At 67.3% G+C, this 13,906-nt stretch carries 15 protein-coding genes; 5 read left to right on the top strand and 10 right to left on the bottom strand.

The window, feature by feature from the left end:
• Nucleotides 1-23: 23 nt before the first annotated feature.
• The 10 genes from ABIC35_RS18780 to ABIC35_RS18735 form a co-directional block, all read right to left on the bottom strand.
• Nucleotides 24-836, bottom strand: coding sequence for a DUF6683 family protein (locus tag ABIC35_RS18780; RefSeq protein WP_354278554.1), 813 nt, complete (start codon nt 834-836; stop codon nt 24-26).
• Nucleotides 837-932: 96 nt separating this feature from the next.
• Complete coding sequence (locus ABIC35_RS18775) at nt 933-1,811, bottom strand: DUF6683 family protein (protein ID WP_183049357.1); 879 nt, start codon at nt 1,809-1,811, stop codon at nt 933-935.
• A gap of 75 nt (nt 1,812-1,886) precedes the next feature.
• The gene (locus ABIC35_RS18770; protein ID WP_121075912.1) at nt 1,887-2,522 is read right to left on the bottom strand and encodes a hypothetical protein; all 636 of its coding nucleotides are present in this window, start codon (nt 2,520-2,522) and stop codon (nt 1,887-1,889) included.
• A gap of 151 nt (nt 2,523-2,673) precedes the next feature.
• On the bottom strand, nt 2,674-3,054 hold the full coding sequence (locus ABIC35_RS18765; protein ID WP_121075915.1) for a helix-turn-helix transcriptional regulator: 381 nt from the start codon (nt 3,052-3,054) through the stop codon (nt 2,674-2,676).
• Nucleotides 3,051-3,878 carry a type III secretion system export apparatus subunit SctT gene (gene sctT, locus ABIC35_RS18760; protein WP_121075918.1) on the bottom strand — a complete coding sequence of 276 codons (828 nt, stop codon included), beginning with the start codon at nt 3,876-3,878 and terminating at the stop codon, nt 3,051-3,053. The genes ABIC35_RS18765 and sctT overlap by 4 nt, the downstream gene beginning before the upstream one ends.
• Nucleotides 3,875-4,141, bottom strand: coding sequence for a type III secretion system export apparatus subunit SctS (gene sctS / locus ABIC35_RS18755; protein WP_019368943.1), 267 nt, complete (start codon nt 4,139-4,141; stop codon nt 3,875-3,877). Before sctS ends, sctT begins: the two co-directional genes overlap by 4 nt.
• A gap of 12 nt (nt 4,142-4,153) precedes the next feature.
• Nucleotides 4,154-4,852, bottom strand: coding sequence for a type III secretion system export apparatus subunit SctR (sctR, locus tag ABIC35_RS18750; protein WP_121075921.1), 699 nt, complete (start codon nt 4,850-4,852; stop codon nt 4,154-4,156).
• Nucleotides 4,849-5,766, bottom strand: coding sequence for a FliM/FliN family flagellar motor switch protein (locus ABIC35_RS18745; protein WP_121075924.1), 918 nt, complete (start codon nt 5,764-5,766; stop codon nt 4,849-4,851). The genes sctR and ABIC35_RS18745 overlap by 4 nt, the downstream gene beginning before the upstream one ends.
• On the bottom strand, nt 5,766-6,086 hold the full coding sequence (gene fliO / locus ABIC35_RS18740) for a flagellar biosynthetic protein FliO (protein WP_121075927.1): 321 nt from the start codon (nt 6,084-6,086) through the stop codon (nt 5,766-5,768). The genes ABIC35_RS18745 and fliO overlap by 1 nt, the downstream gene beginning before the upstream one ends.
• A gap of 24 nt (nt 6,087-6,110) precedes the next feature.
• Entirely contained in the window at nt 6,111-7,268 is a 1,158-nt protein-coding gene (locus tag ABIC35_RS18735) for an EscU/YscU/HrcU family type III secretion system export apparatus switch protein (protein ID WP_183049358.1), read from the bottom strand.
• A 522-nt stretch (nt 7,269-7,790) separates the two neighbouring features.
• Here ABIC35_RS18735 and ABIC35_RS18730 point away from each other — a divergent pair.
• The 5 genes from ABIC35_RS18730 to ABIC35_RS18710 are packed head-to-tail and all read left to right on the top strand — an operon-like array spanning nt 7,791 to nt 13,906.
• A complete protein-coding gene (locus ABIC35_RS18730; protein ID WP_354278553.1) occupies nt 7,791-8,585 on the top strand; it encodes a lytic transglycosylase domain-containing protein in 795 nt (264 codons plus the stop codon).
• A gap of 2 nt (nt 8,586-8,587) precedes the next feature.
• Nucleotides 8,588-10,549 carry an FHIPEP family type III secretion protein gene (locus ABIC35_RS18725; protein WP_121075933.1) on the top strand — a complete coding sequence of 654 codons (1,962 nt, stop codon included), beginning with the start codon at nt 8,588-8,590 and terminating at the stop codon, nt 10,547-10,549.
• Nucleotides 10,546-12,384 (top strand): type III secretion system outer membrane ring subunit SctC, encoded by a 1,839-nt coding sequence (sctC, locus tag ABIC35_RS18720; protein WP_121075936.1) that lies wholly within the window; start codon nt 10,546-10,548, stop codon nt 12,382-12,384. The genes ABIC35_RS18725 and sctC overlap by 4 nt, the downstream gene beginning before the upstream one ends.
• Nucleotides 12,381-13,601: a hypothetical protein gene (locus tag ABIC35_RS18715; protein ID WP_121075940.1), complete on the top strand. Its 1,221-nt coding sequence runs from the start codon at nt 12,381-12,383 to the stop codon at nt 13,599-13,601. Before sctC ends, ABIC35_RS18715 begins: the two co-directional genes overlap by 4 nt.
• On the top strand, nt 13,598-13,906 hold the full coding sequence (locus ABIC35_RS18710) for a hypothetical protein (RefSeq protein WP_121075943.1): 309 nt from the start codon (nt 13,598-13,600) through the stop codon (nt 13,904-13,906). The genes ABIC35_RS18715 and ABIC35_RS18710 overlap by 4 nt, the downstream gene beginning before the upstream one ends.

Raw genomic sequence — 13,906 nt, 5'->3', positions numbered from 1 at the left:
TCATTGGTCTGATCCTCTCATCTTCACCCACGGCGCTGGCGCAGCATCAGGAACCCGCCGATCCCCATGCCACCGGCGGCGAGCGCCAAGGCGCCATCGGGGGCGGCACTTCCCGGCTTGGGCGTCGTGGCAGGTACGTCGTTCTGGCCGACGCCAACGGGCACGAAGCCCTGGGAAGTCAGGTCGATCGCATCGAGATTGAGGCCCATGCCCTTGGCACCCTTGCGCACCGCATCGCCGATCTGGCGGAGGCGTGCAGGGTCTTGCTTGGCCTGTTCTACCGCGACGTCGATCAGCGCGCTCTGGATCCAAAGCGCTTCAGCGAGTTCCTGCTTCTGCGCGTCGGAGGCCGTTGCGATCTCGCCAGTGGCAAGTACCGCTCGGGCCGCCTGCGCCTTCACCGCGGCGAGGATTTCCGGCGGCGGCGTGTCGTTATTGCCGCGCGCGGCGTGCCAGGCGGTGAGCCACCAGAGCGTATAGGCATCGGCGACATTCTCGATCTGCAGCCCGTGCGGGGCGACCAGCGCGCGGATTCGCTCGATGAAGTCGTCCTCGGCGAAGACGCTCTCCAGGTCGGCGGCGCCCTGCGGATCGGCGGCGCGCGTCTTCTTGACGAAGGCGGTGAGATTGGCGCTGCGACGAGTTTTGGAGGGGACGTAGCGTAGCTTGGACACGTCTACTGCTACGGCCTGTTCTGCAACCAATGGCGCCCGCTTAGTGTGTGGTTCGGGCGTTCCCGCTGCCTCTCCCGATTGGCTTGATCGTCGAGCAGCACGCTGAGCGGGTCGGTGTGATACATAGAGGGCATCATGAGCGACAATTGAGTGCTGTCCCACATCTGGGCGGTGGCGCTGCTGCTCCAGCCGGTGACCGTCAGTAGTCCAAGTGCTCCCAAGACCTTCTTCATGTTGCGCTCCTGCTGCCCATGGTTATCAGCCCCGACGCTGGCGCAGCAGCAGGAACCCGCCGACGCCCATGCCACCGGCTGCGAGCGCCAGGGCGCCATAGGGGGCGGCGCTGCCTGGCTTGGGCGTTGTAGAGGGGGCGTCGTTCTGGCCGACGCCAACGGGGACGAAGCCCTGGGAGGTCAGGTCGATCGCATCGAGATTGAGGCCCATGCCCTTGGCGCCCTTGCGCACCGCATCGCCAATTTCGCGCAGACGCGCGGGGTTGCCCTTGGCCTGCTCTATGGCGACTTCGATCAGCGTAGCTTGGACCCAAAGCGCCTCGGCGAGTTCCTGCTTTTGCGCATCGGAGGCACGTGCCATCTCCCCCGTCGCGCTTATTGCCCGAGCTGCCTGGGCGCTTACGGTGGCAGCAAGCGCCGGTTCGGTCTGTTCATACTGGCCGTGTGCAGCTTGCCAGGCGTTGATCCACCAGCACGCATAGGCGTCGGCGACGTTATCGATGTGCAGCCCGAGCGGCTGGACAATGCCGGCAATCCCCTCAATGAAGTCACCCTCCGCAAAAACTTTTTGCATATCCGCAGCGCCACGAGGGTCCACGGCGCGTGTCTTCTGTACGAAGTTCGCCAAGTTGGCGCGGCGACGTGCCTTGGAAGGGGTGTAGCGGAGCGCGGACATATCTACTCTCGATGTCTGTTCTATCCCCAAAGGTGCCAGCCTGTTGCGCGGCACGGGAGCTCCTCGCTGCTTTTCACGATTGATGCGATCATCGAGCATCATGCTCAGCGGATCACTATGTGTGATGGACGGCATGATCGTCGACCAGCTGGAGACATCCTGCGCAAACGCCTCGTTCGCCAAACCGGACGCGAGGACCAGGGTGGAAACTGCCAGAAACCGATTCATGCTACGCTCCTCTTCCAAAACGCGAAAAGGGGGGAACGGCAAAGGCCGTTCCCCCGATCAAGAAAATCGATCGATTTACTGCTTGCGGGCCATGCCGCTGAGGCCTTCGCCGATCGTCTTGATAACCGTGCTGGAGGTGTTCATGAGGAACGAGAACTCCTGGCCGGCGACCTGCAGATCGGTGCTCATCTTGGTAGAGCGATTGGTGCCCTGCTTGTCCAGCGCCTGCGACATCCGATCCATATCCTGCACCTTCTTGTCGAGCACCGCCGACATCGAGTCTGCGATCGCTTGAAGCCAGCTGCGACCCTTGCCGCCGCGCGAGGACTGCGCCTTGGCCTGCGCTTCGCCGCTTTGGAAAGCGTCGCTGAGCTGCTGGAACATGTCGCGTGCGTCGGATTCTGCTGACCGCTGCAGCTCGCCTTGTGCGAACGGCGTGAGGCCGCCAACCTCCGCGAGGCTTGCTACCGCTTCAGCGATCGAGGCCGGGCCGCCCACGGAGCCAGTAGCCATCGAGAAGCCGTCCTGCACGAGGTTGATCGCACTCTGAGGCAGGCCGAGCTGCTGGCCGAGCTGCTGCAGTACTTCCTTGGCGATTGCCGTGCCGAGCGTGCGCACCGCGAGCGACGCCCACCCCGCCGGGCCCATCGCGAGGGAGGCCACGTTCATCGGATTGACGAGCGAACGGGCCATGCCGGTCAGACTGAACATGAAGTAGATCCTTCCATCCAGATTTCGCGCTCCCTTGGGAGCCAAGCCGCCGACACCATGTCGCCGGTACGAGAGCAAAGTGCCCGGAATCGGGTCCCCGCGCGCTCCACGATTCGTTTAGCCGGGCTCAACGAATCGTGGAGGGGCGCGGTCATTCGAGCGGCAGGAAGAGCAGTCCTGCCAGGCTGTTGAGTTCGCGAACGCCGTCGAGATCGAGCTTGCGGATCGCGTTGTTCATGTGCGTGCGCACGGTGTTTTCGGTCATGTTGAGCAGGGTGCCGATGTCGCCGTTGGCGCGGCCCCAGCCGAGGAAGCGGAGCACCGCGGCTTCGTTGCGGGTCAGCGTCTGCAGCCCCGCCAGATGGAGCAGCGGTACCCGCCAGCCGGGCACGGTGAATTCGCCGATGCGGATCTCGCGGGTGGCGGCGCCGCGGCGTTGTTCGGCGGCGCGGAGCTCGGCGATCAGCTGGGCGAGCTGCTCGGCATCGCTGGGCGGCGGCGCGGGCGCGCGGAGGGCGGTGGCGCTGGTCATTGGGGCTTGGCCGTTCGCTGGAGGACGCCGCCTGCAATCTCCTCGCGCGTGCCGAGATCGGCGAGGATCGCCTGGGCGAGCAGCGGCAAGGTGAGGATGACGACGAAGGTGGCGGCGGCGGCCTTGATCGGCATCGCCATCGAGAAGACGTTGAACGACTGGGCGAAGCGGTTGAGGAACCCCATCGCCAGGTCGATCACGTAGAGCACGGTCAGCACCGGCGCCGCGAACAAGAAGGCGAGCGCGAACAGCCGGCCGAACTCGCCTTCGAAGAACATCAGCGCGCGGGCATCGAGCTGCAGCCCGCCGGGGCCGAGCGGCCAGATCAGGTAGCTGCCCATCACCGTGCCGACGAGCAGGGTGAGTCCCCCGGCGGTGACGAACACCACCTCGGCGAAGCGGCTGAGCAGGATGCCGGTAAGCGAGCTGGTGTTGCCGCTCAGCGGATCGACCAGCTGGCCGATGGTCGCGCCCACCTTGGTGTCGATGATCTCGCCCGCCGCGCCCAGCGCCCAGAGCACGGTGCCGAAGAAGAACCCGATCGCCCCGCCGGCGGCGGCTTCCTTGAGCAGCATCTTGAGCCAGCCCATCGCGGAGAGATCGTTCGGGTGGAAGTCCGGCTGCATCTGCAGCGCGACCAGCCCGAAGGTGACGATGATGCTGTTGCGCACCGTCCCCGGCATCACCTCGCGCGAGAAGACCGGCACGAACACGAAGGCGAAGGCGAAGCGCGCCGAGGCGACAGCGACGACCAGCAGCTGGTCGAGCCACGGCATCGCCGCGAACAGCGGCACGCCGACGCCGGGGGGCACCGCCTCGATCATCGCCCCACCGCCGCGAGGCCGGAGAAGATCGAATCGGCATAGCTGTACAGCGTGCCCGCCATCAGGCTGGCGGTGACGAAGATGCTGATCACGATCGCGAAGAACTTCAGCGTGTATTGCAGCGTCTGTTCCTGGAGCTGGGTTGCCGCCTGCACGATCGCGACGAGCAGCCCCACCACCGACGCCGCGATGATCGGCGGCGCCGAGAGCAGCAGCACCAGCCACAGCCCCTGGGTGGTGACAGCGACGAGGTCGTCGCTCATGCGCGCGCCTCCTCAGGCATAGGACAGCACCAGCCCGTGGCTCAGCTTCACCCAGCCGTCCACCAGCACGAACAGCAGGATCTTGAACGGCAGCGAGATGGTCACGGGGGACAGCATCATCATGCCCATCGCCAACAGGATGTTGGCGATCACCATGTCGATCACGAGGAAGGGCAGGAAGATCAGGAAGCCGATCTGGAAGGCGAGCTTGAGCTCCTTCACCACGAAGGCGGGAATGACGATCACGAAATCGGTGTCGCGCAGGCTGCTGACCTTGCCGGGATCGCCGATGCGCTGCTGCGTGCGCAGGAAGAAGGCGCGCTCGCGCGGATCGCTGTGCTTGACCAAGAATTCGCGCAGCGGCTCCTTGGCGCGATCGGCGGTCGCGAAGATGTCGCCGGTGCTTTCGATCGGGTTTTCCGCCTGCGCCGGGGGATCGCCGGGCATGGTGGGTGTGGCCGGGCCCTGGACGGCGGCGGCCGCCTGCATCTTCTCCAGCGTCGGGTACATCACGAACACGCTGAGGATCAGCGCCAGCCCGTTGAGCACCAGGTTGGGCGGCACCTGCTGCAGCCCCAGCGCATTGCGCACCAGGCTGAGCACCACGGCGATCTTGGTGAAGCTGGTCACCATCACCGCGAAGAAGGGCGCGAGCGCGATCAGGACGACCGTGATCAGTGCCGAGCCGGGGGTGAACTGGGCGAGGTTCACGCGTCCACCTCCACCGGCTGCTGGACCGCGCCTTCGACGAGGTCGACGCGGGATTCGATCAGCACCGCGAAGCGATCGCCGAGCTGGACCAGCTCGCCGCGCGCGAGCGGGCTGCCGGCGACCAGCAGCTCCACCGCCATGCCCTCGGATACGGGGCCGAGCGGCAGCGCCACACCCGGGCGCAAATCGGCGAGCGCCGCGGCGCTGACCCGCTGCTCGGGCAGGCGAAGGGTGAGGGGCACGGCGAAATCGCGGGGGGAAGGGGCAGCGTCGCTGGATTCCATGGGCGCTCCATCGGGATGCGGGGTGAAACTGCCGGCGGCGAGGTCGAGCTGACCGGCCTGGCGGAAATGTGGGGCTTCGAGCGTGGCGCGGGGGCGGGCGCCGATCAGCACCAGATCGCCCGGGGCAAGGTCGCCCGCTTCGGCGATACCGAGCCGGGGTCCCTGGACCAGCAGGTGGGCGAGTACCGGCAGACGCGCGCCGAGCGGGGTGAGGGCGTCCGCTTCGGCGCGCCAGTTCGCGGCATGCGGATGGTCGCAAGGCAGGAGTAGAGCGGCGTCCAGCCCTTCGCGGCGCAGGACGAAATGGAGCGCGGCATCGTCCGATGCGTTGCCGAGATCCTCGGGTTCGAGCTGCAGTCCGAGCGCTTGCTCCAGCCCGAGCAGCAGTGGCTCGGCATCGTCCAGCGCGGCGGCGGCCTCGGCGATCCGCTCCGGATGCAGCACTGCACCGCCGGGGCGGAAAAGGCTGCCATCGGCGCAGCGAAACCAGCTGCCGCGCGGTGGCGCTACGACGATCTCGACCGCAAACCCGGCATGTTCGAGCAGTCGCGCGACCGCGCCCGCGAGTGCATCGCGCGCCGGATCGACCCTCGGCAGGTCAAGCGCATCGAGGCGGAGCATCGTCGCCATCAGAAGCGCACCGGCGAAGGCATCGGCTTGGCTGGGGCCTGCCCCTCGGGCCAGCGGGCGAGCAGCGTTACCGACCCGGCGGTGACGCCGACCAGCATCGTCTCGCCGCGCGCCTCGATCAGCACCACCCGCTCGCGCTGGCCGAGCGGCATCGAGCGGAGGAAGCGGATCGGCGTGTCGCTCTCGCCATTGGCGGCGACGCCCAGCTGGCGATCCTGCAGCTTCTTCAGCAGCCAGATCACCCCCCAGGCCATGCCCAATACCAGGGCAAGCGCCACGACGATGGCGAGGATCGAGGATAGGACGGCTCCGATTCCCATGATGCGATTGGTTCTCCGGTCTGATCAGCGTTGGCGCGCGGCGAGGCGCGGGGCGGCGGTATCCATGTCGTGCTGCATCGGGCCGTCGCCGCTCTTGGCCTTGGCGGCCCAGAGGATCACGGCGGCGATCGCATCGAACATGTCCTCGGGGACGATCTCGCCGATCTCGCCGCGGGCCCACAGGCTGCGGGCGGCGGCGACATTGCGGACGATCGGCACGCGGGCCTCCTCCGCCTCGGCGCGCATCGCGGCGGCGAGCTCGCCCATGCCCTTGGCGGCGATCACCGGCACCGGGCAATGTGTCTCGTCATAGTTGAGCGCGATGGCGATATGGGTGGGGTTCACCAGCAGCGCGGCGGCACCCCGCGTGGCGCCGATATTGTTCTGGTTGGCCCATTCCTGGTGCATGTCGCGGCGGAGCGCGCGGACCTGCGGATCGCCTTCGCTTTCCTTGTGCTCCTGCTTGATGTCGCGGCGGCTCATCTTCATCTTCTTGATGAAGCTGTGCTTCGAATAGATGCGGTCGGCCACTGCGACGAACAGGAATACGGCGACCACCATCGCCAGCATCTGCAGCGTCAGCGAATAGGTGAGCCCGATCGTGCTCAGCGCGGCACCTTCGCGCGATTCGTCGATGGGGGAGGTTGCGGCGAGTCGAATCAGCTGGCCGGAACTGGACAGCGCGCTCTGATAGACGAGATAGCCGATCGCGCAGATCAGCGCTGCCTTCACCAGCGTCTTGGCAAGTTCGAACAGGCCGTCCTTGCCGAACATCCGCTTGAGGCCCTCGATCGGGTTCAGCTTCTCCAGCCCGAACTTCATCTTCTCGGTCGTCATCATCGGACCGACCTGAAGGAACTCGGCGAAGGTGCCGATCAGCGCGGCGGGGACCAGCGTGGCGAAGGTGAGGCGCAGCAGCGTCCAGGCCGCATCCCAGCCAATCGCCGGGGCGGTCTGCTCGAACGAACCGGTCGCCGCCTGCGCCACCACATCGGTAGCGAGGCGCGCGAGCTCGCTCGCGGCATAGCCCGAGACCCCGACGAACAGCAGCAACCAGGCGAGCGTAAGAAGTCCCGTGGCCAAATCCTTCGACTTGGCGACGTCACCCTTCTTGCGCGCATCTTGTAGCCGCTTCGGCGTCGGGAGCTCGCTCTTGTCGGCGCTGTCCTTGCCTTGGCTCATGAAGTTGAACTCTTGCTGCCGGACAGTGCGAACGAAGTCGCGGGCGGTCCTGGCAGGTAGAGCAGGTCGACACATTGTCTGCCCGTGGGGCGGGGCAGCAACATCGTTAAAATCCTGTAACCGGTTCCCGGATGCAACAGGCAAAATCCGTGCCGGATGCCAAACGAACCACCTAAGCCATTGATATCAAACAATGTGCGACGAACTGATTCGCGGTGGGCGGTTGCTCAGCGTCGATTAGTCGTACTGACAGCCATGTAGGTAAATCGGAAAATCGAGAAGGTTCCGCAGCTCACCGCTTGATATGCTCGGCTCGTCGTTCGTCACACTCTGAAATATTTCTGAATAGCGACTTGAAATTGTAAGAAAATCGCGACAGCCTATAGGTGTTCCCGGACGAGCAGGCCGGGAATTGTGGGGCATCGTGCTGAGACAACTGTTGGCCAGGAGCGCCATCGGCTGGAGAGCGATGCAATGTGTAGAGTAGTTCTTAGCGTATCCTCGCTAGCCCTGTGCGGCGCGGTGATCTTTATTCCGGAAGCGGCATGGTCGCGGGACAAGACCCCGCCGCCACCGCCTTGTGCGCTGACCGCGACCTTGCGGGTGGCGGATGCGGCTTCGTTGGCGGGAATCCAGTCCCTCCAGGGGTGCAGCAACATCATCGTGGCGCCGGGCACCCCGGCCGAGATGCCGAAGGACGTGCGCATCGCGCCGGAGGCCGAGGAAGGTTCCTCGGGGGATCGCGCCGCGTCGTTCCAGCTGGTCTCGGGCAAGAAGCACCGCGAGGCGGAGCCTGCGCCTGCCGCCACGCTGCGGGTCGCGGCGATCGCGCCGCTCCGCCAGGAGCCTGCGTCGCTGACCGCTGCCGCTGCATCGGACGCCGCGATCCTGTCGATGCGGCCGGTATCCTATGCCACCCGCTATGACGCGATGATCCAGCGGGTCGCCGCGCGCCGACGGGTGGATCCGCTGTTGCTCCATGCCGTGATCGACCAGGAATCGCGCTATCGCGCCGATGCGCGCAGTCCGGTAGGCGCGCACGGCTTGATGCAGCTGATGCCGGGCACGGCGCGGATGCTCAACGTGTCGGCGTCCAATGCCGAGGCCAATGTCGACGGCGGCGCGCGCCTGCTGCGCCAGCTCCATGGCCGCTTCAACGATTTCAATCTGACGCTCGCCGCCTATAACGCAGGCGAGGGCGCGGTGCGGCGCTACGGCAATCGCATCCCGCCCTATCGCGAGACCCAGTCCTATGTGGCCGGCGTGATGGGCCGGTACAGCCGCTTGCTCGCCGAACAGGCCGCGCGGAGCCGCTGACCATGGCCCCAGCCCTGATCCTGCGCGGCCTGCGCCGCATGCCCCTGCGCGTGGCCGATATGCTGCTGGTCGGCAGCGTGGTCACCGTCGTGCTGCTGATGATCGTGCCGATGCCGCCGCTGGCGCTCGACGCGTTCATCGCCACCAACATGACGGTCGGCATCCTGCTGCTGCTCAGCTGCATGTACGTTGCCAAGCCGCTGGATTTCTCGACCTTCCCGACGGTGCTCCTGCTCTCGACGCTGTTCCGGCTGGCGATCAGCATCTCGACGACGCGGATGATCCTCACCCATGTCGACGGCGGCGAGATCATCCAGCAGTTCGGCCAGATGGTCGCGGGCGGCAATCTGGTGGTCGGGCTGGTGGTGTTCCTGATCATCACCATCGTCCAGTTCATCGTCATCTCGAAGGGCGCCGAGCGCGTCGCCGAAGTCGCTGCGCGATTCAGCCTCGACGCGATGCCGGGCAAGCAGCTCTCGATCGACAGCGACCTGCGCTCGGGCATCCTTTCCAAGGACGAGGCGCGCGAGAAGCGGCGCACGCTGGAGATGGAAAGCAAGCTCCACGGCAGCCTCGACGGCGCGATGAAGTTCGTGAAGGGCGATGCCATCGCGTCGGTGATCATCGTGCTGGTAAATCTGCTCGGCGGGCTGGCGGTGGGCATGCTCTACCACGGCATGTCGGCGGGCGAGGCGGCGACGACCTTCTCGATCCTGACGATCGGCGACGGGCTGGTCGCGCAGGTACCGGCGCTGTTCTCGGCGATGGCGGCGGGCCTGCTGGTCACGCGCACCACCGACGAGGAGCGCGACAGCGACCTGGGCCCCGCGATCGCGCGGCAGATCACTGGCAAGCCGCATGTGCTGATGATCGCCGGCGGCCTGGCGATGCTGCTCGGGCTGGTGCCTGGCTTCCCGACGCTGATCTTCTTCGCGCTGGCGAGCGCGCTGCTGCTGGGCGGGGCCTTCCTCCACCCGACCTCGGGCGCCTGGCTGCGGACGCGGCTGGGGCTTGCCTCGGGCGAGACGGCGGTTGCGACCGGCGAGACGCTGATCGCCGCGCAGGCGCTGCCGGTGGTCGATCCGCTGCGGCTCGCCGTCGGCCTGCCGCCGCAGCATCCGGCCTTCGCGGCACTGGCGGACCGGCTGCGCGAGGGCGCGGCGGCGCTCCAGACGCGGACCGGCATCGCCATTCCCGACCTGCGCGTCGTGCCCGACGCTCGGCTGAACGAGGGCGAATGGCTGCTCAGCGCGCACGACGCGCCGCTCGGCGGCGGTGCCAGCGACGCGGGCGCGCTGCCGGAGGTGGCGGCAGAGCGGGTCGCCCAGCTGCTCGAACGCAATCTCGGCCTGTTCCTCGGCCTGCAGGAGGTGACCGACCACCTCAACCGCCTCGGCGAGACGCATCCGGAAGTGGTCAAGGAAGCGGTGCGCGCCGTGCCCACCGGCCGGATCGGCGAAGTGCTGCGCCTGCTCGCCGAGGAAAGCGTGCCGCTGCGCAACTTCCGCGACGCGATCGAGGCGATCGGCGAAGTCGGCCAGTATGAACGCGAAGCCGTGCCGATGGCCGAACGCGTCCGCGTGGCGATGCGCCGCCACCTGATCGCGCCGCTGTGCGAGGCGGGACGCCTCCGTGTGCTGATCGTCGGCGCCGATCTGGAGGAGACGATCCGCCAGACCGTCACCCCGGTCGACGGCCAGATGCGCCTGGCGATCAATCCGCACCAGATGCGCGCGCTGATCGCGCTGCTCTCCACCCAGGTCGCCAGCAGCGGCGCCCGGGCGATCCTCACCGCGCAGGATCTCCGCCGGCCGCTACGTCTACTCATCGCGGGCGACCTGTTCGAGGTGCCGGTGATCAGTTTCAACGAGCTCAACCCGGCCGTGCCGCTCGACATCGTCGGCGAGATCAACGCCGCCCCGGAGAGCCTGACCAACCAGATGTCGGACGAGGTTTCCCTATGATCCGCGCTCAGCGCTTCCTTGCCCTGCTTGCCTGTACCGCGTTGCTGCCCGTCTCGGGGTACGCCGAAACGCCGCCCATGGGGCAGAAGCGGATCACGCTCACCGCGCGCAACCAGCGCGTCGATGTCGCGGTGGTCGATCTGTTCGGCCAGGCCGGCGTCAAAGCCAAGGTGAGCTCGGCGGTTACCGGCAAAATGAACGGCGTGTTCGTCGGCACGCCGCGGCAGGTGTGGACCCAAATCGCCAAGGCGTTCAACCTCGTCGCCTATTATGACGGCGCGGTGGTGCGGGTGTATTCGGCGGCCGAGGTTACCTCGCGCAGCTTCAACGCCGCCGACCCGGAGGCGGTGGTCCGCGATGCGCAGAAGCTGCGGATCCTCGACGACGCCAATCGCGTCTCGGCGGCGAGCAATTCGGTAAGCGCCACCGGCGTGCCGGCGTTCCTCGATCGGGTTGCGCAGCTGGCGGGGACGGCGGGCAATCCGGCGGTGATCCAGGCGTCCGCCACGTCCTCGAATGCACCCATCGTCTCGCCGCTCCTGGGCCCGGCCGCAATGGAGACGGTGACCAGCTCGCCGCTGCACTCCAAGGTGCTGAGCGGCGCGACGACGCGCTCGCCCTATGAAGTGCGGATCTTCTACCTGCGCTATGCCCGCGCCGACGACACGATCCAGAAGAGCTTCGATCGCACCATCACCATCCCCGGCGTCGGATCGATCCTGCGCGGGATGATGGGTGACGGGCGGCCGAGCTCGACGGTTTCGACCAGCGGCAATTTCGATGTCCAGCGCCAGTCGCTGCCCCGGCTCGGCGGACGCGGCCTCAACGCGGTGCCGCCTGACGAGGCGCAGCGCAGCTTCGACCAGCAGGGCACGCCGGGGCTCGACACGGTGGTGGTGCGCGAAGCCGCCGTACGCGACATTAACGGGCCGCGTGTCGAGGTCGACCCCAGCAACAATGCCGTGCTGATCCGCGACCGGCCCGAATCGATGACCGTGTACGAAGACATCGTCCGCGCGCTCGATGTCGAGCCGCGCGGCGTGGAGATCGAGGCGACGATCCTCGAGCTCGATACCAGCAAGCTCAAGGAACTGGGGCTGGACTTCGGCTTCAAGACCGGCGGCCTCGGCGCGCTGTTCGGCGGCAATGCGACCAACCCGGCGAGCAATTTCTCCAGCGGCAATGTCGGCGCGGCGTATCTCACCGGCGGGCTCGACCTGTTCGCCGCGCGCATCACCGCGCTGGAGAAGACCGGCGCGCTGCGCGTGATCTCGCGGCCGCGGCTGAGCACGCTCAACAACATCCCCGCCGTGTTCAACAACCAGGTGCAATACTATGTCCGCGTCGCCGGCGACCGGCAGGTGGACCTGTTCCCGGTGACCGCGGGCATGGTGATGCGGGTCAACCCGTCGATCCTCTATGACGGCGGCGAGCTGCGCACCCGCATGGCGATCGAGATCCTCGACGGCTCGCCCACGGGCCTCGTCGTAGACGGCATCCCGGCGGTGAAGCAGAGCAGCATCAACACCAGCGCGGTGGTGAAGCAGGGCGAGAGCCTGCTGATCGGCGGCATGACGGTCGAGACCTCCTACGACTACAAGTCGAAGGTGCCGGTCGCCGGCGACGTGCCGATCCTCGGCCAGGCGTTCCGCAAGCGCAAGAAGGGCGACCAGCATTTCGAGCGCATCTTCCTGATCACCCCACGCGTCGTCTCGCGCCGCGAGCAGCAGGCGGCGGCGGTGCAGCCTGCGACGGCTACCAACCCGATCCCGATCGAGCAGATCCAGGCTGCCGCCGATCATCATCAGAAGCGCCGCCGGAGGACCCGCCGGTGAACGCGCCCTTCGCCCCGGTAAAGCCCGGCACCATGGTGCTGCGGGTGCTGAACGGCCGCCTGTCGGGCGCCGAGCACCGGCTGCACCGGGGCAAGTTCGTCCGCGTCGGGCATGGGTTCGAACACGACATCGTGCTGCGCGATCCTTCCGCGCGGGGCGTGTCGCTGGAGCTGGACCTGGGCGAGGGCATGGCGTGCGTGCGCGTGGCGGCGGGGCAGGTGACCTTGCTCGGGCGACCGGTCGCGGCGGGCGAGCAGGCCTCGCTGCCGCCGTTCGTGCCGATGCTGGTCGGATCGGTCGCCGTCGCGATCGGTGAACCGGAGGATCCGCGCTGGGACGATGCCATTCGGCTTGCGCCGATGGTCGCGCCAGCCGCCAGCGATGCGCCCGTCCTGTCGCCGCAGCGCGCCGCGATTCCAGAGCGGGTGGCGACGCGGCTCTACCCAATGCGCGGGGCGTTGGCGCTCGATCGCTATTGGCCTGCCTATGCCGCTGCCGTTGCGGCCTTGCTGCTCCTGCTGCTGTTCGCACCGCCCGCGGTCCGCTGGGCGACGCGCCAGCTGCACGACACGGCGGGTGAACAGGCGATGCTCGCCGCCGCCGGCTTTCGGGACCTGAAGGTGGAGGAAACCCGCAACGGCACGATCGTGCGCGGGATCGTCAAGGACGACGCCGCGCTCGCCCGGCTGCGCCAGGTCGTCGCCGAGCAGATCGGCCCTGCGACGCTCGATGTCGAGACGATGGACGGCCTCGCCGCCGCCGCTACCGACCTGCTGCGCGCGCAAGGGGTCGATGCCGAGGCCATTCCCCGCCGCGGCAACGCGCTGATGGTGAAGGCCGAATTCCTCCCCGCCGATCGCCAGGCCGATCTCGCCCGGCTGATCAAGGAAGACGTGCCCGGCATCACCCGCGTCGACTTCGCCACCGACGGCAAGCGCGGCGATCGCGACCTGCAATATTTCTTCTCGGGCTCGGAATACGGCCTCGCGACCTTCGTCGACGGCGATCCGGGCTACATCACGACAGCCGACGGCACCCGCTGGTTCGCCGGCGCCACGGTGCCGACCGGCCACCGCATCGTCGCCATCGGCAACGGCCGCGCCAGCTTCGAGCGCGACGGCCGGATCGAAGAACTCGTCCTGGGACCCAGCACGCCGCCGTCCCCGGCACCTTCCACCACCCCTGGCGGCGACACCAACGGAGTGACCACCCAATGACCAACCCGATCAACAGCGCCGTCCTCGGCACGATCGCCTCGCTCGGCAACATGGGCACCACCGAAAGCCGCACCGGCAAGGGCAACTGGTTCGAGGCGTTCGGCGAAGCCTGGGGCAAGGCGCTCGACACCCAGGCCGACAACATCACCGCCCAGTCCGACGTGGTGAGCCAGGGCGGCGACAAGCCCTCCGACATCACCCAGCTGACCACCGAATCGATGCGGATGAGCTTCATGGCGAACAGCTCGCACAGCTCGATCGACAGCGTCTCCAAGGCGCTCGAAACCATGGCGCGGAAGAACTGA

It is taken from the genome of Sphingomonas trueperi (assembly GCF_040545965.1).
GTDB lineage: Bacteria > Pseudomonadota > Alphaproteobacteria > Sphingomonadales > Sphingomonadaceae > Sphingomonas > Sphingomonas trueperi_C.
This window is presented reverse-complemented; position numbering and strand designations above follow the sequence as displayed.

Coding starts and splice junctions, on each gene's coding strand:
- ABIC35_RS18775 (WP_183049357.1), bottom strand. CDS start 1,811: ATGAATCGGTTTCTGGCAGTTTCCACCCTGGTCCTCGCGTCCGGTTTG.
- ABIC35_RS18770 (WP_121075912.1), bottom strand. CDS start 2,522: ATGTTCAGTCTGACCGGCATGGCCCGTTCGCTCGTCAATCCGATGAAC.
- ABIC35_RS18765 (WP_121075915.1), bottom strand. CDS start 3,054: ATGACCAGCGCCACCGCCCTCCGCGCGCCCGCGCCGCCGCCCAGCGAT.
- sctT (WP_121075918.1), bottom strand. CDS start 3,878: ATGATCGAGGCGGTGCCCCCCGGCGTCGGCGTGCCGCTGTTCGCGGCG.
- sctS (WP_019368943.1), bottom strand. CDS start 4,141: ATGAGCGACGACCTCGTCGCTGTCACCACCCAGGGGCTGTGGCTGGTG.
- ABIC35_RS18745 (WP_121075924.1), bottom strand. CDS start 5,766: ATGGCGACGATGCTCCGCCTCGATGCGCTTGACCTGCCGAGGGTCGAT.
- fliO (WP_121075927.1), bottom strand. CDS start 6,086: ATGGGAATCGGAGCCGTCCTATCCTCGATCCTCGCCATCGTCGTGGCG.
- ABIC35_RS18735 (WP_183049358.1), bottom strand. CDS start 7,268: ATGAGCCAAGGCAAGGACAGCGCCGACAAGAGCGAGCTCCCGACGCCG.
- ABIC35_RS18725 (WP_121075933.1), top strand. CDS start 8,588: ATGGCCCCAGCCCTGATCCTGCGCGGCCTGCGCCGCATGCCCCTGCGC.
- sctC (WP_121075936.1), top strand. CDS start 10,546: ATGATCCGCGCTCAGCGCTTCCTTGCCCTGCTTGCCTGTACCGCGTTG.
- ABIC35_RS18710 (WP_121075943.1), top strand. CDS start 13,598: ATGACCAACCCGATCAACAGCGCCGTCCTCGGCACGATCGCCTCGCTC.